Source organism: Streptococcus oralis (genome assembly GCF_001075875.1).
Classification (GTDB): Bacteria; Bacillota; Bacilli; order Lactobacillales; family Streptococcaceae; genus Streptococcus; species Streptococcus oralis_I.
The window spans coordinates 1-25336 of the sequence record NZ_JUOS01000055.1 but is presented as its reverse complement, the minus strand read 5'-3'; the positions used below and the strand labels follow the sequence as shown (position 1 = coordinate 25336).

Genomic DNA, 25336 nt, shown 5'->3' with positions numbered 1-25336 from the left:
TGCTTTGAGCAACCTGCGGCTAGCTTCCTAGTTTGCTCTTTGATTTTCATTGAGTATTAGACTCCAAAAAGCTCCTAATCATCCTCGCGAGGCTGGGACTACGAAATCGAGACTTTGTCTATCGATTTCTGTCCTACCGCCTTTTTTAGTAAAATCATTCACTAAATGTACATTCAGATTTTTAAAGTTTTCTACAAATTATAGAAAAAAGAATCAAAAGTATGATTTTTATGCTGCCAGTATTGAAGTTTCTTATATTATTTTATAAAATAGAAGCAAAATACTACTGAAAAAGTAGAGCGCTTACACAAAAATGGAAGCGGTTACGAATATAAGGAGGATCTTATGGGAAAAGATCATTGGAATCGAAAAAGAGTGTATAGTATCCGAAAATTTACCGTTGGAACTTGTTCTGTAGTCATCGGTACTTGCTCAGTCTTATTTGGAGCAAGTGTAGCTGGTGCAAATCCGGTAGCTGCGGAAGAAACTCCGATTACAGTTGCTACAGAAAAGGTAGAGGATGATTCTCATAAAGAGGAACTTGGTGAAACAAGAAGTCTAGAACAACCGGCATCAACTGAATCAGCTGCAAGTGAAGTTGCTACACCAGCTCATGCAGTTGAAAAGGCACAGGACGACCAAACTGTACAATCAGATTCTGATAAAAAAGTGGATTCCATGTTAGATAAGAAACCTCAAGCAATTACTCAAGATCAATCTGCTCAAACGGAAAAACCGGACCTAAAACCGGCTACCAGTGAGGAGGTAAATCAATTGGTTGAGGACCGTAAAATAGAATTTAACCAAAACTGGCATTTTAAACTCAATGCCAATGCCAAAGACGCTATCAAACCAGATGCAGATGTATCAAGCTGGAAGAAATTAGACCTTCCTCATGACTGGAGTATTTACAATGACTTCGATCATGATTCTCCTGCCCAAAACGAAGGTGGCCAACTCAATGGTGGTGATGCTTGGTATCGCAAGACCTTTAAACTAGATGAAAAAGACCTTAACAAGAATGTTCGCCTAGTCTTTGATGGTGTTTATATGGATTCGCAAGTCTATGTAAACGGTCAGCTAGTTGGTCACTATCCAAATGGTTACAACCAATTCTCTTATGACATCACTGATTATCTCAATAAAGACGGTCGTGAAAATGTCGTGGCTGTACATGCGGTCAATAAACAACCAAGTAGCCGTTGGTACTCAGGAAGTGGTATTTACCGCGATGTTACCCTTCAAGTCACAGATAAGGTTCATGCTGAGAAAAATGGAACAACGATCTTAACACCAGACCTTGAAAAACAACAAAATGGTAAGGTTGATACTCATGTAACAAGTAAGATCGTCAATACAGATGACAAAGATCATGAAATTGTTGCTGAATACCAAATTATTGAAAGAAATGGTCAGGCTGTAACGGACGTGGTTCGTACAGATAGCCAAGTCTTGAAAGCTCATCAATCAACTAGCCTAAATGCTATTTTACAAGTTGAGAAACCAAAACTCTGGACAGTCCTTAACGATAAACCAGCTCTTTATGAATTAGTGACTCGTGTTTATCGTGACGGCCAATTGGTCGATGCCAAGAAGGACTTGTTTGGTTACCGTTACTATAACTGGACACCAAATGAAGGCTTCTCTTTGAATGGTGAACGCATTAAATTCCATGGAGTTTCTCTTCACCACGATCACGGAGCTCTAGGGGCTGAAGAAAATTATAAGGCAGAATACCGTCGTCTGAAACAGATGAAGGATATGGGTGTCAACTCTATCCGTACAACCCACAACCCAGCTAGTGAGCAGACCTTGCAGATCGCTGCAGAACTAGGTTTGTTGGTGCAAGAAGAAGCCTTCGATACTTGGTACGGTGGTAAGAAACAGTATGACTACGGACGTTTCTTTGACAAGGACGCTACTCACCCAGATGCTAAAAAAGGTGAAAAATGGTCTGACTTTGACCTACGTACAATGGTCGAAAGAGGCAAGAACAACCCTGCTATCGTCATGTGGTCTATCGGTAATGAAATCGGTGAGGCAGACGGTAAAGCTCGTTCTCTAGCAACGGTTAAACGCTTGGTGCAAGTGATCAAGGCTGTTGATAAAACACGCTATGTCACTATGGGAGCAGACAAGTTCCGCTTTGGTGATGGTAGTGGTGATCATGAAAAGATTGCGAACGAACTTGATGCGGTTGGATTTAACTATTCAGAAGACAACTACAAGAAGCTGCGTGCGAAACATCCAAATTGGTTGATTTACGGTTCAGAAACTTCTTCAGCAACTCGTACTCGTGGTAGCTATTTCCGTCCAGAAAGTGAACTAGTCCACAGCAACCAAGCTTACCGTCACTATGAGCAATCAGACTATGGTAATGACCGTGTTGGTTGGGGTAAAACAGCCACTGCATCGTGGACTTTTGACCGTGACAATGCTGGTTATGCTGGTCAGTTTATCTGGACAGGTACCGACTATATCGGTGAGCCTACTCCATGGCACAACCAAAACAACACACCAGTTAAGAGTTCTTACTTTGGTATCGTAGATACAGCTGGCATTCCTAAGAATGACTTTTACTTGTACCAAAGCCAATGGGTTTCTGCTCAGAAGAAACCAATGGTTCACCTCCTTCCTCACTGGAACTGGGAAGATTCTACTCTGAAAGCAAATGTAGCGGACGCAGATGGTAAGATTCCTGTTCGTGCATTTTCAAATGCTGCCAGTGTGGAACTATTCTTGAATGGTGAGTCCCTAGGTAAGAAAACCTTTAATAAGAAACAAACAAGCGATGGCCGTACTTACCAAGAAGGTGCCAATGCAAATGAACTTTACCTTGAGTGGAAGGTTGCTTATCAACCTGGAACCTTGGAAGCAGTAGCTCGCGATGAGGCTGGTAATGAAGTCGCTCGTGATAAGGTTACGACTGCTGGTGAGCCTGCAGGTGTTCGCCTAGTCAAAGAAGAAAATGCTATCGCAGCAGACGGAAAAGATCTCACTTATATTTACTACGAAATCGTTGATAGCGCTGGTAATGTAGTTCCAACTGCCAATAACCTTGTTCGCTTCCAGTTGCATGGACAAGGTCAGATTGTCGGTGTGGATAACGGTGAACAAGCAAGCCGTGAACGTTACAAAGAGCAAGCTGACGGTTCATGGGTTCGTAAGGCCTTCAATGGTAAGGGTGTTGTCATTGTCAAATCAACTGAGCAAGCTGGTAAATTTACCTTGACTGCTCACTCTGATCTCTTGAAATCTGATCAAACTACAATCTTTACAGGTAAGAAAGACCAAGCTGAAAAAACTGTCTTGGGTACAGAAGTTGCTAAAGTCCGTACTGTTATCGGTCAAGCACCGAAAATGCCTAAGAAGGTAGCCTTTATCTACAGTGATGGTAGTCGCGCCAAACTGCCAGTAGAATGGTCAGCAGTTGATGTCAATGAACCAGGAATTGTGACTGTTAAGGGTGTAGCAGATGGACGTGATGTAGAAGCGCGTGTTGAAGTCTTGGCTCTCGAAGCAGAATTGCCTGTAGTCAAGAGAATCGCTCCAAATACAGACCTAAATTCAGTTGACAAATCTGTTTCCTACGTATTATCAGATGGTACTGTATCAAGCTATGATGTTAATAAGTGGGAAATTGCTGCTGAAGACCAAGCTAAACTAGCAATCCCAGGCTCTCGCATCCCAGCAAAAGGTATTTTAGAAGATGAAGAAATCGCTGCGACCTTGGTAGTTGCAGAAGGGGAAGCTGCTAATCCAGTAGTTCCAAGTGTAACTGTAGCAGATCAAGCGGTTGAAGGTCTTTCAACAGACCAACCTGTAAAATATCACAAGCTTGCTTATGGAGCAGCCTTGCCAGAGGTCAAAGCTACAGCTGAAAATGCTCAAGTGACAGTTATTCAAGCTAATGAAGCAAATGGTATGCGTGCAAGCATCCATGTTCAACCAAACGATGGTGGCCCACTACAAACCTATGCTATCCAATTCCTACAAGAAGCTCCACAAATTGAACGTTTGAGCCTAGAAGTTGAAAATGCAGCTACTTTGAAAGAAGACCAAACTGTCGGTATCAAGGTCTTGGCTCACTATCAAGACGGTACACAAGCAGTCTTGAAAGCTGATAAGGTTACCTTCTCAACTACAGGTGAAGGAGATGTAGCCGTTCGTAAAGGTCTGCTTGAATTGCACAAACCTGGTCAAGTAACTCTGAAAGCTCAATTTGAAGGAGCAGAAGGCCAGATTGACTTGAACATTCAAGCAAATACTGAAGATAAAGTCGTCCAAGCCATCCGTCCAGTTAGTGTCGTGACAGGTTTGAACCAAGAACCAAGTCTACCTGCTACTGTAACTGTAGAGTATGACAAAGGATTTCCGAAGGTTCACAAGGTGACTTGGCAAGCAGTTGCTAAGGAAGACCTTGCTAAATACCATAGTTTTGAAGTCCTAGGTAAAGTTGAAGGAATTGAGAAAGAAGCACATGCTAAGGTATCTGTCGAAGGTATCATTGCTGTCGAAGAAGTGAGCGTAACTACTCCAGTTGCAGAAGCTCCTCAACTTCCAGAGAGCGTTCGTACTTATCACTCAAATGGCCAAGTATCTTCAGCTAAAGTAACTTGGGACGCAATTGAACCAAGCCAATACGCACAAGAAGGCAAGTTTACTGTGACAGGACATGTCGAAGGTACTCAACTACCAACTAAACTTCATGTTCGTGTGTCTGCTCAGACAGAAACTGGTGCAAATATTTCTGACCAGTGGACTGGTTCAGAATTGCCACTTGCCTTTGCATCAGACTCAAATCCAAGTGACTCAGTAGCCAATGTCAATGACAAACTAATTTCTTATAACAACCAACCAGCAAACCGCTGGACAAACTGGAACCGTACAAGTGAAGCATCCGTAGGAATTCTCTTTGGTGACTCTGGTATCATGTCTAAACGTTCAGTGGATAACCTCAATGTAGCCTTCCACGAAGACCACGGTGTTGGTGCACCTAAATCCTATGTCATCGAATACTATGTCGGTTCAGCAACTCCAACAGTTCCTAAGAATCCAAGCTTCGTAGCACGCGAAGACCATGTCTTTAATGACGATAAAAACTGGAAAGAAGTAACAAATCTCAAGGCTCCTGATCAAGTCAGAGCTGGAGAAATGACCCACTTTAGCTTTGATAAAGTCAATACTTACGCAGTTCGTATCCGCATGGTTAGACCAGATGGTAAATGGGGTACTTCTATTACAGAAATGCAAATCTTCTCTAAACAAGTAGCTGCAGCTAAGAATGCTCAAGCACAAATTCAAGTAGATGGAAAAGATTTGCCAAACTTTAACCCAGGCTTGACTGACTACTATCTAGAAGCAAGCCAAGGAAAAGCTCCAGTTGTTACAGCAAGTGTCACTGAAAATGGTATTGCAACAGTTGTACCAAGCGTAGGTGAAGGAGATCCAGTTCGTGTTGTTGTCAAGGCTGAAAACGGAGATATCCTAGGTGAATACCGTCTACACTTCACAAATGATAAAGATTTGCTCGCAAGTAAACCTGTTGCTGTTGCCAAATCATCTCGCTTGGTTGCTAAAGGACAAACGCTTGAGCTACCAGCAAAAGTTCCTGTTTACTTCACAGGAAAATCTGACTATGAAGTGAAAGACTTGGCTGTTGACTGGGAAGCAGTTCCAGCAGAAAATCTAACAAAAGCAGGTGAATTTACAGTTCATGGTCGCGTTTTGGGTACTGATTTAACTGCTGAAGTAGCTGTTCGTGTAACAGACAAACTCGGAGAAAATCTTTCAGACAACCCAGACTTCGATGACGATAGCAACCGTTCATTTGCCTCAGCAACTAACGATATTGATCCAAACTCTCATGACCGTGTAGATTATGTTAACGATGGTTCAGATGATGAAACCCGTCGTTGGACTAACTGGTCTGCAAGTCCATCTGATAATCCAGAAGTCTCAGTAGGGGTTATCTTCAGAGAAAATGGTAAGATTGTTGAACGTACAGTAGCTGAAGGAAGCATTCGCTTCTTTGCAGATGGTGGAACAGATGCACCTTCTAAACTTGTTCTAGAACGCTATGTGGGACCAGAATTTGATTCACCAGAATATTACTCTAACTACCAACCATACGATCCAGAACATCCATTCAACACTCCTTCTAACTGGGAGAAAGTTGAATACCGTGCGGATCAAGAAGTTCAAGCAGGAACTGACATCCATGTAACCTTTGCACCGGTCAAAGCTAAAGCTATGAGATGGCGCATGGACAGAAAAGCAGACAAGAAGGGTGTGGCTATCACTGAAATGGCCTTTATCGCTCCAAGTGAAGCTCCTAAAGACAATACAGCTTCTAAACTTCTAGTAGATGGTAAAGAGCTTGCTGACTTCTCAGAAGATCGTGCAGACTACCAAGTAACTTATAGTGGAAACCGTCCTAAAGTGACCGTTGAAGCTGGTGAAAACGTAGCGGTAACAGTTGTCGATAGTGGTGACGATAAACTTCCAGTCTTGGTACGTCTCGTTTCAGAAAGTGGTAAACACGTCAAGGAATACCGTATCCAATTGACCAAAGAAAAGGTTGAAACTGGGAAAGTTGCCCCAGCTGTTCAGGAAGAGCTTCCTAGCCTAGAAGTGGTAGAAGAAACTCTCAGCTTCAAGACAGTGAAGAAAGAAGATCCAACTCTAGCAGAAGGTGAAACTCGTGTAACTCAAGCAGGTCGTGAAGGTAAAGAACGTATCTTGACTGAAGTAGCACTAGATGGAAGCCGTACTGAAAAACTTCGCGAAACTATTGAAGCACCGCAAGATGAGATTGTCTTAGTCGGAACTAAGAAAGAAGTATCTGGTAAAACAGATCCAGCTATCCATGAAGTTCCAGAATTTACAGGCGGTGTCAATGGAGCAGAAGCAGCTGTTCATGAAGTCCCAGAGTACCCAGGAGTCATTGGCACAGCAGGTGATGAGCCAGCACCAGTAGTAGAGGTTCCAGAATTTACAGGCGGTGTCAATGGGGCAGAAGCTGCTATTCATGAAGTCCCTGAGTTCACTGGTCATGTAAATGGATCAGAAGGAGCTACCCACCAAGTTCCACACTTTGAAGGTGGCGTTCCTGGTGGAGAAGGGATTAGTCACCAAGTTCCAGAATTTACTGGAGGTGTGAATGGTTCAGCCCCAACTACAGGTGAAACACCAGCATACAGAGATGAGCAGTCACAAGTAGCTCTTGCTATGTCACAAGACAAGACCTACCAAGCGCCTGCAAGTCATCAAAATATCCTCCCTGAAACAGGTACTAAGGAAAATGCAACCCTTGCAACAGCAGGTGTTGTAGGAGCACTTCTTGGTATGTTTGCTATGGGAAAGAAAAAAGAAGACGAATAAGATGATGTAAAAACATCTAAGTCATAGAGATTGGTTCAAAAGACTCATCTCGATTATAAAAAGCGGACAAAACTAGTTTTCTGATAAACAGAATCTGGTCTTGTTCGCTTTTTTGGCTCTTTGTCAACTGTAGTGAACAACAAGAAAGTATAATACTCTTCGAAAACCTCTTCAAACCGCGTCAACGTAGCCTTGCCGTACTCAAGTACATTCCTAGTTTGTTCTTTGATTTTCATTGAGTATAAGACAGAGCTGGTTTCTTATTCCTAAATTACCTTACAATTGACAACAGGTTCCCTTGAAAATATTTAGTCAGCTAAACCAAGGATAGTCTTATCCTAAGCCATTTTGTCAAATGAAATTACGTCCCATATTTCCTCTAAGTTAGTCAAACAATCTTAGTTTTAGAAAGTAAGACTAGCTAACTTCAATTTAGAACTTTCATATAACTTCTAAGTGTTATATATTATTAAAACCAATGGGGAACTGTTGCATAAAAATGAGAAAAACGATATAATGAAAGTGTTTTCAACGCTAATGATATAAATGCAATGAAAAATATGAAAAGTCAGTCAAAGTCGTGTTATTAGCTAGTTTGTTATGAATTGGTCTTTTTAATCCAGTGTATCTGTTGTGACAGTCACTAAAAGTTATCGGTATGATTGGAATACCTACTATAAGTCTAGTATGAATTACCACAGACATAGCTATATTAACATCTAGTCGTGGTCTCGTTATGAAATATAAAGTTGATTCTGGCTGGAATTTCTATCGTGATGAAGTCATAAACTACTACAGCGGAGACTTTTAATCGATAAAGAGTGAGAAAAAGGAGGGTTTGATATGTTAAGGCTTTCTCATGTTACCTTAAAAACGCGACAAGTCATCTTACAAGATGTAGATTTCACCTTTAAAAATGGCATGATTTATGGAGTTCTTGCTATCAATGGTTCTGGAAAGACGACACTATTCCGCGCCATTAGTAGCTTAATTCCCATTAGTAGTGGAAATATAACAGTCCCTCCTTCTTTATTTTATTTTGAAAGTGTTGAATGGCTGGATGGAAACTTAAGTGGGATGGACTACCTTCGTCTTATAAAAAACATCTGGAAGTCAGACCTGAATTTAAGGGATGAAATCGCCTACTGGGAAATGTCTGACTATATCAGCCTTCCCATTCGCAAGTATTCCTTAGGCATGAAGCAACGCTTGGTGATTGCTATGTATTTTCTCAGTCAAGCGAAATGTTGGCTCATGGATGAGATTACAAATGGTTTAGATGAGTATTATCGACAGAAGTTTTTTGATAGGCTGACAGAAATCGATAGACAAGAGCAGCTGGTTCTTTTGAGTTCCCACTACAAAGAAGAACTAGTTGATGTCTGCGATAGAGTAGTAACCATTCGTCAGGGACGGATAGAAGAGGTTTAGTTTATGAAAGATGTTAGTCTATTTTTATTAAAAAAAGTTTTCAAAAGTCGCTTAAACTGGATTATCTTAGCTTTATTTGTATCTGGACTCGGTGTTACCTTTTATTTTAATAGTCAGACTGCAAACTCCGTCAGCTTGGAGAGCGAGTTGGAAACCCGTCTTGTAAAAGATGAGAGAGTCATCAATGAATATGAAGAGAAACTCTCCCAAATATCTGATACCAACTCGGAGGAATACCAGATTGCTAAAATTAATTTAGAATTGCAAAAAAATCTTTTGACGCGAAAGACAGAAATTCTGACTTTATTAAAAGAAGGGCGCTGGAACGAAGCCTACTATTTGCAGTGGCAAGATGAAGAGAAGAGTTATGAAATTGTATCAAAGGAACCGACTTCTAGATCTGACTTAAAAATGGCGGTTGACCGTGAACGAAAGATTTACCAAGCCCTATATCCCTTGAACACAAAAGCCCACAATTTAGAATATCCGACTCACGGAATTGATCAGATTGTCTGGATTTTAGAGGTTATCATCCCAACCTTATTTGTGATTGCTATTATTTTTATGCTAACACAACTTTTTGCAGAAAGATATCAAAATCATCTTGACACAGCTCAGTTATATCCTTTTTCAAAAGTTTCATTTGCAATGTCCTCTCTTGGAGTTGGGGTGAGCTATGTAACAGTGCTGTTTATCGGAATCTGTGGATTTTCTTTTCTAGTGGGAAGTCTGATAAGCGGTTTTGGACAGTTAGATTACCCCTACCCGATTTATAACTTAACCAATCAAGAAGTAACTATTGGGAAGATACAAGATGTGTTATTTCCTAGCTTGCTCTTAGCTTTCTTAGCTTTTATCGTTATTGTGGAAGTTGTCTACTTGATTGCTTACTTATTCAAGCAAAAAATGCCTATCCTCTTTCTTTCACTTATTGGGATTGTCGGCTTATTGTTTGGCATCCAAACAATTCAGCCTCTTCAAAAGATTGCACATCTGATTCCCTTTACTTACTTACGTTCAGTGGAGATTTTGTCTGGAAGATTACCTAAGCAGATTGATAATGTCAATCTGAATTGGGGTATGGGGCTAGTCTTACTTCCTTGCCTGATTATCCTTTTGTTAGTTGGGATTCTATTTATCGAAAGATGGGGAAGTTCACGAAAAAAGAGTATGTTAAATAGGTGTTAGTTTTCCTATTTCCACTTGATAACTACTTCATGCAAACAACAATAATAAAGAACATCCGAATTATTGTTAGCTATGAAAAACGAGGGAAAACGAATATCAGGAGACTCTCAAAATATGAGCCGTAAAAAAAGTCATCATTAGATGATGGCTTTTTTGCTATTAAAAGAGTTATAATAAAGATGAAAATAGGCATAGAAGAGGAGGAGATAGGATGGCTTACATTGAAATGAAAAACAGCTATAAGAGGTATCATACTGGTGATACAGAAATCGTAGCCAATCGGGATGTCAACTTCGAGATTGAAAAGGGAGAACTAGTCATTATCCTTGGGTCATCTGGTGCAGGGAAGTCAACAGTTTTAAATATTCTTGGTGGTATGGATACAAACGATGAAGGGCAAGTCTGGATTGATGGGACCAATATCTCGAATTTTACTTCTCATCAGAGAACTAACTATCGTAGAGATGATGTTGGCTTTGTCTTTCAGTTTTACAACTTGGTTTCTAACTTGACTGCTAAGGAAAATGTTGAGCTAGCTTCAGAAATTGTTGCCGATGCCTTGGATCCTGAGCAGGTTCTCAAGGATGTAGGCTTAGGGCACCGTCTTAATAACTTTCCAGCTCAGCTGTCAGGCGGTGAGCAACAACGGGTATCCATTGCTCGAGCCGTGGCTAAAAATCCTAAAATTCTCCTTTGTGATGAACCAACGGGAGCTTTGGATTACCAGACGGGTAAGCAGGTTCTAAAGATTCTTCAAGATATGTCACGTAAGAAGGGGGCCACCGTTATCATTGTGACTCATAATGCCTCCCTAGCTCCAATAGCTGATCGGGTGATTCAGATGCATGATGCCAGTGTCAAGAGTGTTGTCCTCAATCCTCAACCACAGGATATTGATGATTTGGAGTACTAAGATGAAAAGAAAGACATATTGGAAAGACCTGCTCCAGTCTTTCACAGGTTCAAAGGGACGGTTTTTATCCATCCTAACTCTGATGATGTTGGGTTCTTTGGCCGTGGTTGGTCTCAAAGTAGCCAGTCCCAATATGGAGCGAACAGCTTGGGCTTATCTGAAAGATACTAATGCGGCAGATATGACCGTCATAGCAGATTATGGTCTAGATCAGGCAGACCAGGAAGAATTGCAAACTTTATCAGGAGCAGATGTCGAATTTGGTTATATGACAGATTTGACTCTGGCAAACAGTGAAGATGCCATACGGATCTTTTCAAATACTGAAAAGATTTCAAAATTTGAGGTGACCCAAGGTCGTTTGCCTGAAAAAGAAGATGAATTGGCTCTAGCTGACTTTTGGAAAAATCGTTATCAGATTGGTCAAGTCATTCAGTTGAGCCAAAAGAAGGGCAGCAATTCTCAGTTGAAGCGGGATAGTTATACCATTACAGGCTTCGTCCACTCTCCAGATATTTTCTCAAAAACGGATATGGGGAGTTCAGCCAGTGGTAATGGGAACTTAGCAGCCTATGGTGTCGTAACTGAAGCAAATTTTAAGAGCTCTGTTTACACGATTGCCCACCTACGTTTTGCTAGCCTAACAGATGTCAATCCCTTCTCTAGTGATTACGAAAAGAAGCTAGAGGAAGAAGAAGCAACTCTCAAAGACCTAGTTGCTGATAATGGTCAAGCGCGACTAGTGAAAATGAAAAAGGAGGCTCAGGAGTCCCTTGATGAGGGCAAGAAACAATTAGACGAGGCAGAAACCAACTTGACAGCTGGCAAGAAACGCCTGCAGGAAATCGAAACGCGTCTACAAGCTCAAGAAAATCAAGTGAGCCAACTACCAGAACCACAAAAAAGTCAAGCATCTAGTCAGTTAGGAGAAGCAAAAGAACAACTAAAGCAAGAAAAGGAAAAGCTGAGCCAAGCCGAAACAGATCTTACTAAGGAAAAGGCTAAGTGGCAGACCAGTCAGGATGAGGTCAATGCTCTAACAGAACCAACCTATCATGTCTACAATCGAAAGAGTTCTCCTACTGGTCAAGGTTACCTCATGTATAGTAACTCGGCCATGAGTATTCGTGCCGTAGGGAATATCTTTCCAGTCGTTCTTTATGCCGTTGCAGCCATGGTTACCTTTACCACCATGACTCGTTTTGTAGATGAGGAAAGAACCAATGCAGGGATTTTCAAAGCTCTAGGCTACCATAGCAAGGATATCATTGCTAAGTTTGTGATTTACGGTCTGGTTGCTGGTACTCTTGGAACCCTTCTAGGAATCTTGCTTGGGCATTACGTCTTGGCACCTACAATCTCTCATATTATCACTGAGCGAATGATTGTTGGTGAGAGTCAGCAGTATTTCTATTGGACCTATAGTTGCTTGGCTCTGGGACTAAGCTTAATAGCTAGCGTTTTACCTGCCTACCTTGTATCTCGCAGAGAATTGCATGAAGAAGCAGCGCAATTATTACTACCTAAGCCACCAGTCAGGGGTTCTAAAATTCTCTTGGAGCGCATAACCTTTATCTGGTCACGCTTGAGTTTTACTCAGAAAGTGACAGCCCGCAACATTTTCCGTTATAAGCAGCGTATGCTGATGACCATTTTTGGAGTTGCTGGTTCAGTAGCCCTTCTCTTTGCAGGGCTTGGTATTCAATCCTCTGTGGTTGGAGTGGCCGATAGGCAGTTTAAGGATCTGCAACAATACCAGATGGTTCTCTCTGTCAATTCTCGAGCTTCAGATTCTGAGAAGGCCAAGCTAGAAGAAAAATTGCAGAGTGATGAAGTTGAAAACTATCGTTTGATTTTTTCCAAACAGATTGAGGAAGACTATGCCGGTAAGGCTGGCGTTCAGACCGTGACCATGATGGTAACGGATCAAGATGACCTAACTCCCTTTGTCCTCCTAGAAAAAAATGGGGAAAAACTGGGCTTGTCTAACGGAGTTGTCTTGACTGAAAAATTAGCCCAGTTGGCTGGAGTTTCTGTTGATGACAATTTTACCATCGATGGGAAAAACTTTAAAGTAGGTGCTATTACCGAGCACTATGTGGGACATTTTGTCTATATGAATCAGGCAACCTATGAGGAGATATACGGTCAAGCACCCAAGATGAATACATATTTGGTCCAACTCAAGGATAAAAGGGAAGTCAATACCGAAAGAGTCGCAGGAGAATTTATGGACCAGGTAGCTGTCAGTGGCCTCGTTCAAAACGCCTCCACCATTCAGCTCTTTGAAAGTTTTGCCAATTCTCTGAATCACACCATGGCGATTTTGGTGCTGGTATCGGTGCTACTAGCCATTGTGATTCTTTATAATTTGACCAATATCAATGTTGCTGAACGGATTAGGGAACTCTCAACCATCAAGGTTCTTGGTTTTCATAACAAAGAAGTGACCCTTTACATCTATCGGGAGACCATCATATTGTCACTAATTGGAATGATTGTAGGATTGGTCTCAGGCTTTTATCTCCATCAATTTCTCATTCAGATGATTGCACCTGGAACCTTCCGTTTTCAACCCAAGGTCGGCTGGGAAGTGTATCTCATCCCAATTCTAGCCGTCAGTGTCATTTTGACCATCCTAGGAGTTTTTGTCAATCATTATCTCCGAAAGGTGGATATGTTAGAAGCCCTCAAGTCTGTAGAATAGTTGATCGAGGACAAAAACAAATAAGAAAGCCCTTTGTGGCTTTTTTATTTTCATAAAAATGGTAAAATAGTAAGAGTAGAAATGGAGTTCTAGATATGAAACGAATTGATCAATTTGAAAATAAGAAAGTATTAGTCCTAGGATTGGCAAAATCTGGTGAATCTGCAGCTCGTCTTTTGGACAAGCTAGGTGCCATTGTGACAGTGAATGATGGCAAGCCTTTTGAGGAAAATCCAGCTGCGCAAAGTCTCTTGGAAGAGGGTATCAAGGTTGTCACTGGTGGCCATCCGTTGGAATTATTGGATGAAGATTTTGCACTTATGGTAAAAAATCCAGGAATCCCTTATAGCAATCCGATGATTGAAAAAGCTCTAGAAAAAGGCATTCCAGTCTTGACTGAGGTTGAATTAGCCTACCTGATCTCAGAAGCACCAATCGTCGGTATTACAGGTTCAAATGGTAAGACTACGACCACCACTATGATTGGAGAAGTTCTGACTGCGGCTGGGCAAAATGGACTTTTATCAGGGAACATCGGATATCCTGCTAGTCAAGTGGCTCAAACTGCGACAGATAAGGACACCCTTGTCATGGAGCTATCCTCTTTTCAACTAATGGGAATCCAGGAATTCCATCCTGAAATTGCTGTTATCACCAACCTTATGCCAACCCATATCGACTACCACGGTTCTTTTGAAGCTTATGTTGAAGCTAAGTGGAATATCCAAAGCAATATGACAGCAGCTGATTACCTAGTATTGAACTTCAACCAGGAATTAGCTAAAGAGCTTGCGACAAAGACAAATGCGACTGTAGTACCATTTTCAACACTTGAAAAGGTTGACGGAGCTTATCTTGAAGATGGTCAACTCTACTTCCGTGGTGAAAAAGTCATGGCAGCTGATGAAATCGGTGTTCCAGGTAGCCATAATGTAGAAAATGCTCTTGCAACCATTGCTGTTGCTAAACTGCGTGGCGTTGATAATGAAACCATCAATGAAACCTTGTCAGCTTTTGGTGGCGTTAAACACCGTCTCCAATTCGTAGACCAAATCAATGGCGTTAAATTCTACAATGATAGTAAGTCAACCAATATCTTGGCAACTCAAAAAGCCTTGTCTGGATTTGACAATAGCAAGGTTATCTTGATTGCTGGTGGTTTGGACCGTGGTAATGAGTTTGACGAATTGGTACCAGATATTACTGGACTTAAGAACATGGTCATTCTCGGTCAGTCTGCAGAACGTGTCAAACGTGCAGCCGATAAGGCAGGTGTGGCTTATGTGGATGCGACAGATATTGCGGATGCAACTCGCAAGGCTTATGAACTTGCGGAAGAAGGAGATGTGGTTCTCCTCAGTCCTGCTAATGCTAGCTGGGATATGTATGCCAACTTTGAAGTACGTGGAGATCTTTTCATCGACACTGTAGCGGAGTTAAAGGGATAATATGAAAAAAATAGTATTTACAGGTGGGGGAACGGTTGGACACGTTACCCTCAACCTTTTGTTAATGCCTAAGTTCATCGAAGATGGCTGGGAAGTCCACTATATTGGTGATAAGAACGGAATTGAGCATCATGAAATTCTCAAGTCAGGTTTAGATGTCACTTTCCATTCTATTGCTACAGGGAAATTACGTCGTTATTTCTCATGGCAAAATATGGTTGATGTCTTTAAGGTTGCTTTTGGAATTATTCAATCGCTCTTTATCATGCTTCGCCTTCGTCCGCAAGCCCTCTTTTCTAAGGGAGGATTTGTATCTGTTCCTCCTGTTATTGCAGCGCGAGTATGCAGAGTGCCAGTCTTTATCCACGAGTCTGACCTCTCTATGGGCTTGGCCAATAAAATCGCTTATAAGTTTGCGACCAAGATGTACTCTACTTTTGAACAAGCGTCTGGTCTCACTAAGGTAGAGCATGTAGGAGCTGTGACTAAGGTTTCTGGCCCAATCATGGAAGAACCCGAAGAAATGGTGGACATCAGAACTTATTTTGATAGCAAACTACCAACTCTTCTCTTCGTCGGCGGTTCTGCTGGGGCGCGTGTCTTTAACCAATTAGTTACAGACCACAAGGAAGAGCTGACTAGTCGCTACAATATCATCAACCTGACAGGTGATGCTAGTTTAAATGAACTAAGTTCAAACCTCTATCGTGTTGACTATGTGACTGACCTCTATCAACCGCTCATGAATCTGGCTGATGTGGTCATTACTCGTGGTGGTGCCAATACTATTTTTGAGCTCCTTGCCATGGCTAAATTGCATGTCATTGTCCCTCTCGGACGTGAAGCTAGCCGTGGAGACCAGATTGAAAATGCAGCTTATTTCGTGAAAAAAGGCTATGCTGAAGAGTTGCAAGAAAGCGACTTGACCTTGTCTACTTTAGAAGAAAAAGTAAGCAAGCTTTTGACCCACAAAGAAGACTACCAGAGCACGATGAAGAATTCTCATGAATTAAAATCTGTGGCGGATTTTTATGCGCTACTAAAAAAAGATCTATCATAAGGAAAATCGATGTCAAAGGATAAGAAACAAGAGCCAACTCAAGGCAAGGAATTGTCAGAGTGGCAAAAACGAAATCAAGAATATCTTCAAAAAAAAGCTGAAGAAGAGGCCCAACTAGCCAAAGAAAAGGCCCAAGCAGATACCAATAAAAAAGAAGCGGCAAAAGCTCTGGAAGAAGAAAACACCTTATCAGAGTGGCAGAAGCAGAACCGTGAATATCTGCGTAAAAAGGCTGAAGAAGAGATCAAGGAAGAACAAGAGTCAGACTTATCTGAAGATACTGAGGCAGAAGAGGATTCAGATTCTAATCCTGAAGAGCAGAAGGAGAGTGCAGAAGACCAGTCCTCTCCTGAGAATGAGGAGGAAACTACTGAACCAGAACTAGTAGAAGAAGAGGATGAAAAATCTGAAGAAACAAAAGTAGAAGAAAAGAGATCTAAGTCTAAGAAAAAGATTGCTAAGCCTTCTATTCCAAGTGTTCATATCTGGCGTGCTGTTACGATTCTAATCCCAAGTTTTCTTGTCTTGTTCTTTTCCATCTATCTCTTGACGCCATACTCAACTTTGAAAAACATACAGGTTACTGGTACGGTAGAGACCAATGCAGACCAAATCAAAGAGGCTTCAGGGATTCGTGATAGTGACTATACCTTTGATCTGCTCCTCAATAAAGACAAGCATGCTGAGATGATTAAGTCCAATCACTGGATTGAATCTGCGAGCATTCACTATCAATTTCCGACCAATTTTACCATCCAGGTCAAGGAATACGGGATTGTAGCCTATTATGTTTCTGGAGAGGATCATTATCCGATTCTTTCTAGTGGGACGGTGGAAACCAGTCCAGTTAGTCTAGTCAGTCTTCCTGAAACCTATATGTCTGTACTCTTTAACGATGAGCAGCAAGTCAAAACCTTGATTGAACAACTGGCTGAAGTCAGCCCAGAGATTAAGCAAGCTATCAAAACGATTGAATTGGCTCCAAGCAGTGTAACCAGTGATCTGCTCAAAATTACCATGTATGATACGGATGAGGTTTTGGTTCCTTTATCAGAACTAGGTAAAAAATTGCCTTACTATAGCAAGATTAAACCTCAATTAACAGTGCCAAGCGGTATTGATATGGAAGTTGGGATCTATAGTTATAGCTTGACGGATAAGGCTTTAGAAGAAGCGAGAATCAAAGCTAAAGAAGAGGAAAAGAAGAAGCAGGAAGAAGAAAAGAAAAAACAAGAAGAGCAAGGGAATCAAACTCAGAATCAAACACAAACTCAAAATCAAACAACCCAACAATCACAGAGTCGATAAACTTGAGAACATTCTATCTGCTTGATTGTGAGTCCTGTTTTCTACAAGTTCAATCGCTGGTTTTTACTTGACAAGTACCGCTTTAAATAATAGAATAGTAAAAAACCTTTAAAGCAGTCCAGAGAGGCAGCTAAGGTTAGACGGTGAAAGGGTGGATTCTACCCATTTTTCGTGGAACCTTGCTGTAGGCAGGTTCCTTTTTTATGCTCTCTAGCTAACAAAGGTAAAAGGAGAAAAGTATGCGCGAATCTCGTCCAGTTATTGCTCTTGATTTTCCAAGTTTTGAGGCAGTCAAGAAATTTTTAGCTCTTTTTCCAGCTGAAGAGAGCCTCTATCTAAAGGTAGGTATGGAGCTCTATTACGCTACAGGTCCGGAGATTGTTTCTTATTTGAAAGGCTTGGGACATAGCGTCTTTCTAGATCTCAAACTCCATGATATACCTAATACGGTCAAGTCAGCCATGAAGGTGTTGTCTCATCTGGGCGTTGACATGACCAATGTTCATGCCGCAGGTGGTGTAGAGATGATGAAGGCTGCGCGAGAAGGTCTTGGAAAAGAAGCCAAATTGATTGCTGTTACCCAGTTGACTTCAACTTCTGAAGAACAAATGAGAGACTTTCAAAATATTCAAACCAGTCTTCAAGAATCAGTCATTCATTATGCCAAGAAAACTGCTGAAGCCGGTTTAGATGGTGTGGTTTGTTCGGCTCAGGAAGTGAAACTCATCAAAGAAGCTACCAACCAAGACTTTATCTGTCTGACACCAGGTATTCGACCAGCAGGCGCTGCGGTTGGAGACCAAAAACGAGTTATGACACCTGCAGATGCTTATCAGATTGGTAGTGACTATATCGTAGTTGGACGCCCAATCACTCAAGCCACGGATCCAGTAGCAGCTTATCGTGCTATCAAGGATGAGTGGACACGAGACTGGAAATAAGAATATAGTTTAAAATACAAAGGAGAATCCCATGACACTTGCTAAAGATATTGCTAGCCATCTATTGAAAATTCAAGCCGTTTACCTCAAGCCAGAAGAACCCTTTACTTGGGCATCAGGTATCAAGTCACCGATTTATACGGACAACCGTGTGACACTTGCTTATCCAGATACTCGTAGCTTGATTGAGAATGGTTTTGTGGAAGCTATTAAGGCAGAATTCCCAGAAGTAGAAGTGATTGCAGGGACAGCGACTGCAGGTATTCCTCATGGTGCCATCATCGCTGACAAGATGAACTTGCCATTTGCCTATATCCGTAGCAAACCAAAAGATCATGGTGCTGGAAATCAAATTGAGGGTCGTGTAGCCCAAGGTCAAAAGATGGTCGTTGTTGAAGATTTGATTTCAACTGGTGGTTCAGTTCTCGAAGCAGTGGCAGCTGCCAAACGTGAAGGAGCTGATGTTCTTGGTGTTGTGGCTATTTTCAGCTATCAATTACCAAAAGCAGATAAGAACTTTGCCGATGCTGGTGTCAAACTAGTAACCCTTTCAAACTATAGTGAGCTCATTCACCTAGCCCAAGAAGAAGGCTACATCACACCAGAAGGACTTGACCTCCTAAAACGTTTTAAAGAAGACCAAGAAAATTGGCAAAAAGCTTAAGGTATATAAAAATCAGGTAGTCACTAGGATTACCTGATTTCTTTTTATTCTCGGAAAGTATTAGTCGACTTTTCCACCTTCAACAACAAGGTCATCTGCTTTAGCAGCGTCACCGTATGTTGGATGAAGTGTTTTTTCATAAGCCTTGTGGAAGAAGTTTTCCTTACCTAATTTTTCGATTTCTTGGTTGATGTAGTCAAGAAGTTCTTGGTTACCTTTTTGAACTGCTGGTGCAATCGTATCTGGATCACCAAGAGAAGTAATTCCTACTTCAAATCCTTTATTTTCAAGGGCCCAAGCTAGGACTTCAGTATTGTCAGTAGAAAAGGCATCTCCACGACCGTCAAGAAGGGCTTGGTAGGCATCGCTATATTGGTCGTATTTTTGAAGTTTTACTTCTGGGTGATTTTTCTCAAAGTAAGTTTCAGCAGTAGTTCCTTTTGTAACGATCAAAGTTTTGCCTTCAAGTTCTTTAACGTCTTTGATAACTTTATCTTTTGGTGACACAACACCGAGAGAAACTTTCATGTAAGGAAGGGCAAAGTCAACTTGTTTTTTACGTTCGTCAGTAACTGTGAAGTTGGCAAGTGTGATATCAACCTTGTTTGAAATCAAGTATTCAGCACGGTTGGCAGCATCAACTGATACATATTTCGGTTTGACACCAAGGTCTTGTGCTAATTGGTTACCAAGTTCGATATCGTAACCTTGGTAAGAACCATCGTTGTCAACATAACCAAACGGTTTTTTATCTCCGAATACCGCGATTCGAAGTTCGCCACTTTTCTTAATTTCATCAATGGTGCGAGCTTTGGCAGTTGCCTTAGTAGAGGAAGCATTAGAGCTTCCGCCTGAACTACAAGCTGTGACAAAGATAAGCGCAAATACTAGAGCAAAAACAGTTAGAATTGGTTTAAGTAGTTTCATAATAATCTCCTTTATTGATTATAGATATGAGCCAAACTGGCTAAAGTCAAAGACGTTTAAAAATTCTTGTGCTCGTTTGGTTTGTGGATTTGTGAAGAATTCTTGAGCAGTTCCTTCTTCAGCAATCTTCCCTTGGTCAAGGAAGATGATGCGGTCCGCAATGGCTTGGGCAAACTGCATTTCATGGGTTACCAGAATCATAGTACGCCCTTCTTGTGCCAAGTCATTGATAAGTTCCAGAACCTCACGCACCATTTCTGGATCCAGTGAAGCCGTTACCTCGTCAAAGAGGATAATTTCTGGATGCATGAGAAGGGCACGAACGATGGCAACCCGTTGCTTTTGTCCACCAGATAATTGACGAGCGAAGCTGTGTTGTTTATCTAGAAGTCCGACACGTTCTAGTAATTGCAAAGCTTCTTCAGTGACTTCTTTCTTGTCTCTCCCTTGAGCCTTGACAGGACCTAGGATGAGGTTTTGAAGGACATCTAGGTGAGGAAAGAGTTCATAACTTTGAAAGACCATACCGATTTTTTGGCGAACCAGGTGAAAATCTTTTTTATTTTCAACGATGGACTGACCATCCAGCAGGATATCTCCACCTTGGATGCTTTCTAAGCCATTGAGGCAACGAAGGAGGGTACTTTTTCCACAACCTGATGGCCCTAAGATAACAACAACTTCTCCCTTTTTAATATCTAGAGAAAGTCCTTGGAGGATAGAATTGTCTCCGAATGATTTTTTTAGTTCCTTGATTTCTAAAATAGTTTCAGACATTTAATTCCTCCAATGTTTTTCTAAGTGAGTAGATAGTTTGGAAATAGGGAAACAAACTGCGAAATACAAGACTAGGATGGTTCCATAAATCCAAAAGGAAGCTGTTGGGATAGTTAAGCGATTACTATCGATGATTTGTTGTCCAACCTTGGTAACCTCAACAACTCCAATCAAAACAACCAAGGAAGTTGTTTTAATCATCCGAGTGACAAGGTTGATGGCTTGTGGAAGTAATCTTCTCAAGACTTGTGGGATGATGATATGGTAGTAGAGTTGCACTTTAGTTAAACCAAGCGCTTGTCCGCTCTCAAACTGATGTTTTGGGAGAGAAGTAATAGCTCCACGAACCAAGTCCCCCATCTCAGCTGTTCCCCAAAGGGTAAAAACGATAATAGCAGAAGTCTCCCCAGAGATATTTATATTAAAGTTTCGAGCTAAGCCAAAGTAAACGATGAAGAGAAGCACTAGCTGCGGCATGATACGGATAAATTCTAGATAGAAGCGTGTCAATAAGCGAATCACTCTAGAATGAGAGGTCATGATAATTCCCATCACCGTTCCGAAAATCATGGATAAGAGGACAGACAGGATAGAAATCCCAATCGTGACGCCCAATCCCTGTAAGATTCTCAGGAGATTATTTCCCTGAAAGAGTACTTGCATTCCCGAATCCTGCATGACGGAGCCTCCTTTCTATCCAGCTAAAGACTAGTGAAATAGGTAGAAGCATGATAAGGTAAGCAACTACCAACATAGCCAGTGCAATGTCTGTCTCATAATAGAGGCCAATCAAATCCTTAGCAACGTACATAAGGTCAGCAAGGGCAACTGCTGAGAAGACAGAAGTTTCCTTGATGAGGAAAATAACATTGGCACTAAAGGATGGTAGAGCCACCGCTGTCGCTTGTGGAAGAACCACGTAGCGAAAAACCTGAAATGGTGTGAGGCCAATGGCTAAACCAATTTCATGCTGGGTTTGGCTGACGGCTTCTAGCCCGCTTCGGAAGGATTCTGCCATGTAGGAACCACCTAAAAAGATGAGTCCGACCGTTGCGCAGACTTCTGAAGAAAGAACAATCCCTATTCGAGGTAGGCCGAAGTAGAGAAAGAAAAGTTGTATCAAAAGGGGGGTATTTCGTGAAAGCTCGATATAGGCTGTTGCTAACTGTGAGAAAACAGGAAGGCGGTAATGCCGGATGACGCTGACGATGAGCCCCAGCAAAAAAGAACCTAAAATTCCCCAAACTGCAATATGCAAGGTCAGAAAGAATGCCTTTTGATAGAGTGGTAGATATTGTTCAATAATGGACCAATCCAAAAGTAGAACCTCCCATCTAGGAAAATGATACAGTTATTGTAGCATTAAAAGAGAGCTTTGGATAATATGTATTTTTTATTGTGGTGATAAAAAATATTTATAGCGGCGATAAATTTTAAAAATGTGATTTCTTTGGTTGACAAATGTAGATTTTAAAAGTATACTGATAATTGTAATTTACAAATGTAGATTTTGGAGGTGTGATGATGCAGATTTCGGATGCAGAATGGCAGATCATGAAGATTATCTGGATGCAGGGAGAACAGACTAGTACTGATCTCATAAAAGTATTAGAGAAAAGGTTTAGCTGGTCCAAATCCACGATCCAGACACTCTTGGCCCGTTTGGTGGAGAAAGAATGTTTGACTCGGGAAAAGCAGGGCAAGTCCTTTGTCTATTCAGCCCTGTTGACACAGGAAGATAGCAGGAAGTTACTTGTTCAGGATATTAAAGACAAGCTTTGTTCCCGCAGAATAAAGCTCTTACTAGCTGATTTGATTGAAGAATGTGACTTTACCCTAGCTGACTTGGAAGGCTTGGAAGAAGTGATTTCAAAGAAAAAAGCAAGTGCTGTAACAGAAGTAAGATGTAATTGTATGTAAAGGAGACGCTATGTTAAATCTATTTGTATCTATTGTTGTTTTAGGAATGATTGCTTTTATCCTCTTTTGGTTTTTCAAAAAACCGCAAGAAGATGCTAAGAGAGCCCAACAAAAGAATGGCTATCAGGAAATCCGTGTGGAAGTCATGGGAGGATATACTCCAGGAACCATTATTCTCAAAAAATCGCAACCTGCTCGCATTATTTTTGATCGAAAAGATCCTTCACCTTGCTTGGATCAAATCGTTTTTCCAGACTTTGGAGTGCATGCAAATCTCCCTATGGGAGAGCAATATGTGGTTGAAATCACTCCTCAAGAAGCAGGTGAGTATGGTTTCTCTTGTGGCATGAATATGATGCACGGTAAGATGATTGTAGAATAGGAGAATGATATGACTGAAATTGTAAAAGCAAGTCTTGAAAATGGTGTTCAAAAAATCCGTATCACGGCAGACAAAGGCTACCACCCAGCCCACATTCAACTGCAAAAAGGGATTCCTGCTGAGATTACTTTTCACCGTGTGACACCTTCAAACTGTTATAAAGAGATTCTCTTCGAAGAAGAAGGGATCCTAGAACCAATCGCTCAAGATGAGGAAAAAGTCATTCGTTTTACTCCTCAAGATCTGGGTGAGCATGAATTTTCATGCGGCATGAAGATGCAAAAGGGGACCTACACCGTTGTTGAAAAAACTAAAAAGTCTCTCAGTCTTTTACAGCGTTTTTGGATTACTAGTATTTTTACTGTGCCTCTTGTGATTCTCATGATTGGGATGTCTACAGGAGGAATTAGTCACCAAGTCATGCGTTGGGGCACCTTTTTAGCCACAACCCCCATTATGCTGGTAGCTGGAGTTCCATATATCAGAAGCGCCTGGGCTAGTTTTAAAAAGCACAATTCCAACATGGATACCCTGGTTGCTCTGGGAACCATAGTGGCCTATTTCTATAGCTTAGTTGCCCTCTTCACTGGTCTGCCCGTTTACTTTGAAAGTGCTGCATTTATCCTCTTCTTCATTCTTTTGGGAGCAGTTTTTGAGGAAAAAATGCGAAAAAATACTTCGCAGGCAGTCGAAAAATTATTAGACCTACAAGCAAAAACAGCAGAGGTTTTGCGTGATGATGTTTATGTTCAAATACCTCTAGAACAAGTCAAAGTTGGGGATTTCATTCGCGTTCGACCAGGTGAAAAAATTGCCGTTGATGGTATTGTCTTAGAAGGTGAAACGAGTATTGATGAATCAATGGTGACTGGGGAAAGTATTCCAGTCGATAAATCAGTTGGAGATGCTGTCATTGGTTCAACCATCAATAATAGTGGTACGATCATTTTTAGAGCCGAAAAAGTGGGCTCTGAGACTATGTTGGCTCAGATTGTGGACTTTGTGAAAAAAGCGCAAACGAGTCGTGCTCCTATTCAAGATTTGACAGACAAGATTTCTGGGATTTTTGTACCAGCAGTTGTCATTTTAGGCCTTCTTACTTTTTGGATCTGGTTTGTTTTCCTAGGTGAAAGTTTTGTGACTTCACTTCTCTACGGAGTTGCTGTTTTGATAATTGCCTGTCCTTGTGCACTAGGACTCGCGACACCGACAGCACTCATGGTTGGAACAGGACGAAGTGCCAAGATGGGGATTCTTCTCAAAAATGGTACAGTTTTACAGGAAATCCAAAAAGTCCAAACGGTTGTTTTTGACAAGACAGGAACCTTGACCGAAGGGAAGCCAGTAGTGACAGATGTTATCGGAGATGAAAGAGAAGTGCTAAGTTTGGCTGCTTCACTGGAAGATGTATCTCAACACCCGCTAGCTCAAGCTATTGTTAATCGTGCATCTGAACTAGGAATTAGCCTTTACCCAGTGGAAAACTTCCAAGCCTTGCATGGAAAAGGTGTGACTGGGATTATTAATAGTAAACAAGTCTTGCTTGGGAATGCCAAACTCTTAGATGATCTTGCTATTCCACATGATTATCAAGAACGATTTGATTTACTTGAAAAAGAAGCAAAAACAGTTGTCTTCCTATCCGTGGATGGTGAGTTAAAAGGCTTAATTGCCTTGCAGGATGTCCCTAAGGAAAATGCTCGAGAAGCTATTGCCAAATTGAAAAAACGTGGTCTTAGAACGGTCATGCTTACTGGAGATAATGCTGGAGTAGCGCATGCGATTGCAGAGCAAATTGGAATCGAAGAAGTGATCGCAAATGTCTTGCCAGAGGAAAAGGCACATGAAATTCACAAGCTTCAAAAGAATGGCAAATTGGCCTTTGTTGGAGATGGTATCAATGATGCGCCGGCCCTCAGTGTAGCCGATGTCGGAATTGCCATGGGCTCTGGTACAGATATTGCTATCGAATCAGCAGATCTTGTCCTTACAACCAACAATTTACTAGGATTGGCACGTGCTTTTGATATGAGTAAGAAGACCTTTAATCGTATTCTACTCAATCTTTTCTGGGCTTCTATCTATAACCTCATTGGTATTCCGATTGCAGCAGGAGTTTTTTCAGGACTTGGTTTAGTGCTCAATCCAGAACTTGCAGGATTAGCCATGGCCTTTAGTTCTGTCTCTGTTCTAATCAGCTCTCTGATGCTTAATTTTACTAAAGTCGATTAATACTCTTCGAAAATCAAATTCAAACCACGTCAGCTTCACCTTGCCGTACTCAAGT

General features: G+C 41.4%; 17 protein-coding genes and 2 pseudogenes. 15 read left to right on the top strand and 4 right to left on the bottom strand.

What is annotated here, in order from left to right:
• Window positions 1-345: 345 nt before the first annotated feature.
• The 12 genes and pseudogenes from ADM33_RS11895 to pyrE all read left to right on the top strand — a co-directional run.
• Window positions 346-514, top strand: a pseudogene (locus ADM33_RS11895) (YSIRK-type signal peptide-containing protein); the annotation flags it as partial.
• Window positions 515-723: 209 nt separating this feature from the next.
• Window positions 724-6838 (top strand): annotated as a pseudogene (gene bgaA / locus ADM33_RS03640) (LPXTG-anchored adhesin/beta-galactosidase BgaA); the annotation flags it as partial.
• Entirely contained in the window at window positions 6814-7383 is a 570-nt protein-coding gene (locus tag ADM33_RS11890) for an SIALI-17 repeat-containing surface protein (protein WP_414716789.1), read from the top strand. The pseudogene bgaA and the gene ADM33_RS11890, both read left to right, overlap by 25 nt.
• Window positions 7384-8226: 843 nt before the next feature.
• Window positions 8227-8814 carry an ATP-binding cassette domain-containing protein gene (locus ADM33_RS03625; RefSeq protein ID WP_049503214.1) on the top strand — a complete coding sequence of 196 codons (588 nt, stop codon included), beginning with the start codon at window positions 8227-8229 and terminating at the stop codon, window positions 8812-8814.
• A 3-nt stretch (window positions 8815-8817) separates the two neighbouring features.
• Window positions 8818-10002 (top strand): hypothetical protein, encoded by a 1185-nt coding sequence (locus ADM33_RS03620; protein ID WP_049503213.1) that lies wholly within the window; start codon window positions 8818-8820, stop codon window positions 10000-10002.
• Between the two features lie 211 nt (window positions 10003-10213).
• A complete protein-coding gene (locus tag ADM33_RS03615; RefSeq protein ID WP_000323392.1) occupies window positions 10214-10915 on the top strand; it encodes an ABC transporter ATP-binding protein in 702 nt (233 codons plus the stop codon).
• Between the two features lies 1 nt (window position 10916).
• Window positions 10917-13622 (top strand): FtsX-like permease family protein, encoded by a 2706-nt coding sequence (locus ADM33_RS03610; RefSeq protein WP_049503212.1) that lies wholly within the window; start codon window positions 10917-10919, stop codon window positions 13620-13622.
• A gap of 95 nt (window positions 13623-13717) precedes the next feature.
• Window positions 13718-15070, top strand: coding sequence for a UDP-N-acetylmuramoyl-L-alanine--D-glutamate ligase (murD, locus tag ADM33_RS03605; RefSeq protein WP_049503211.1), 1353 nt, complete (start codon window positions 13718-13720; stop codon window positions 15068-15070).
• 1 nt (window position 15071) lies between these two features.
• Window positions 15072-16130 carry a UDP-N-acetylglucosamine--N-acetylmuramyl-(pentapeptide) pyrophosphoryl-undecaprenol N-acetylglucosamine transferase gene (locus ADM33_RS03600; protein ID WP_049503210.1) on the top strand — a complete coding sequence of 353 codons (1059 nt, stop codon included), beginning with the start codon at window positions 15072-15074 and terminating at the stop codon, window positions 16128-16130.
• A gap of 9 nt (window positions 16131-16139) precedes the next feature.
• Entirely contained in the window at window positions 16140-17438 is a 1299-nt protein-coding gene (locus ADM33_RS03595; protein WP_049503209.1) for an FtsQ-type POTRA domain-containing protein, read from the top strand.
• A gap of 239 nt (window positions 17439-17677) precedes the next feature.
• Entirely contained in the window at window positions 17678-18379 is a 702-nt protein-coding gene (gene pyrF / locus ADM33_RS03590) for an orotidine-5'-phosphate decarboxylase (RefSeq protein WP_049503208.1), read from the top strand.
• Window positions 18380-18410: 31 nt separating this feature from the next.
• Window positions 18411-19043 (top strand): orotate phosphoribosyltransferase, encoded by a 633-nt coding sequence (pyrE, locus tag ADM33_RS03585; RefSeq protein ID WP_049503207.1) that lies wholly within the window; start codon window positions 18411-18413, stop codon window positions 19041-19043.
• 60 nt (window positions 19044-19103) lie between these two features.
• On the opposite strand, the gene ADM33_RS03580 is transcribed toward pyrE, so the two are convergent.
• Genes ADM33_RS03580 through ADM33_RS03565 form a run of 4 tightly spaced genes read right to left on the bottom strand, consistent with a single transcriptional unit; the run spans window position 19104 to window position 22065 of the window.
• Window positions 19104-19970 carry a cysteine ABC transporter substrate-binding protein gene (locus tag ADM33_RS03580; RefSeq protein ID WP_049503206.1) on the bottom strand — a complete coding sequence of 289 codons (867 nt, stop codon included), beginning with the start codon at window positions 19968-19970 and terminating at the stop codon, window positions 19104-19106.
• An 18-nt stretch (window positions 19971-19988) separates the two neighbouring features.
• Window positions 19989-20747, bottom strand: coding sequence for an amino acid ABC transporter ATP-binding protein (locus ADM33_RS03575; RefSeq protein ID WP_049503205.1), 759 nt, complete (start codon window positions 20745-20747; stop codon window positions 19989-19991).
• Window positions 20748-21425: an amino acid ABC transporter permease gene (locus tag ADM33_RS03570; protein WP_049503204.1), complete on the bottom strand. Its 678-nt coding sequence runs from the start codon at window positions 21423-21425 to the stop codon at window positions 20748-20750.
• Complete coding sequence (locus ADM33_RS03565) at window positions 21385-22065, bottom strand: amino acid ABC transporter permease (RefSeq protein ID WP_049503203.1); 681 nt, start codon at window positions 22063-22065, stop codon at window positions 21385-21387. Before ADM33_RS03565 ends, ADM33_RS03570 begins: the two co-directional genes overlap by 41 nt.
• A gap of 206 nt (window positions 22066-22271) precedes the next feature.
• On the opposite strand from ADM33_RS03565, the gene ADM33_RS03560 reads away from it, so the two are divergent.
• From ADM33_RS03560 to ADM33_RS03550, 3 genes are read left to right on the top strand one after another with little or no spacing between them, the layout of a single operon-like run.
• On the top strand, window positions 22272-22667 hold the full coding sequence (locus tag ADM33_RS03560) for a CopY/TcrY family copper transport repressor (protein WP_049503217.1): 396 nt from the start codon (window positions 22272-22274) through the stop codon (window positions 22665-22667).
• Window positions 22668-22677: 10 nt separating this feature from the next.
• A complete protein-coding gene (locus ADM33_RS03555; RefSeq protein WP_049503202.1) occupies window positions 22678-23049 on the top strand; it encodes a cupredoxin domain-containing protein in 372 nt (123 codons plus the stop codon).
• 9 nt (window positions 23050-23058) lie between these two features.
• Window positions 23059-25281, top strand: coding sequence for a heavy metal translocating P-type ATPase (locus tag ADM33_RS03550; RefSeq protein ID WP_049503201.1), 2223 nt, complete (start codon window positions 23059-23061; stop codon window positions 25279-25281).
• Window positions 25282-25336: the final 55 nt, after the last annotated feature.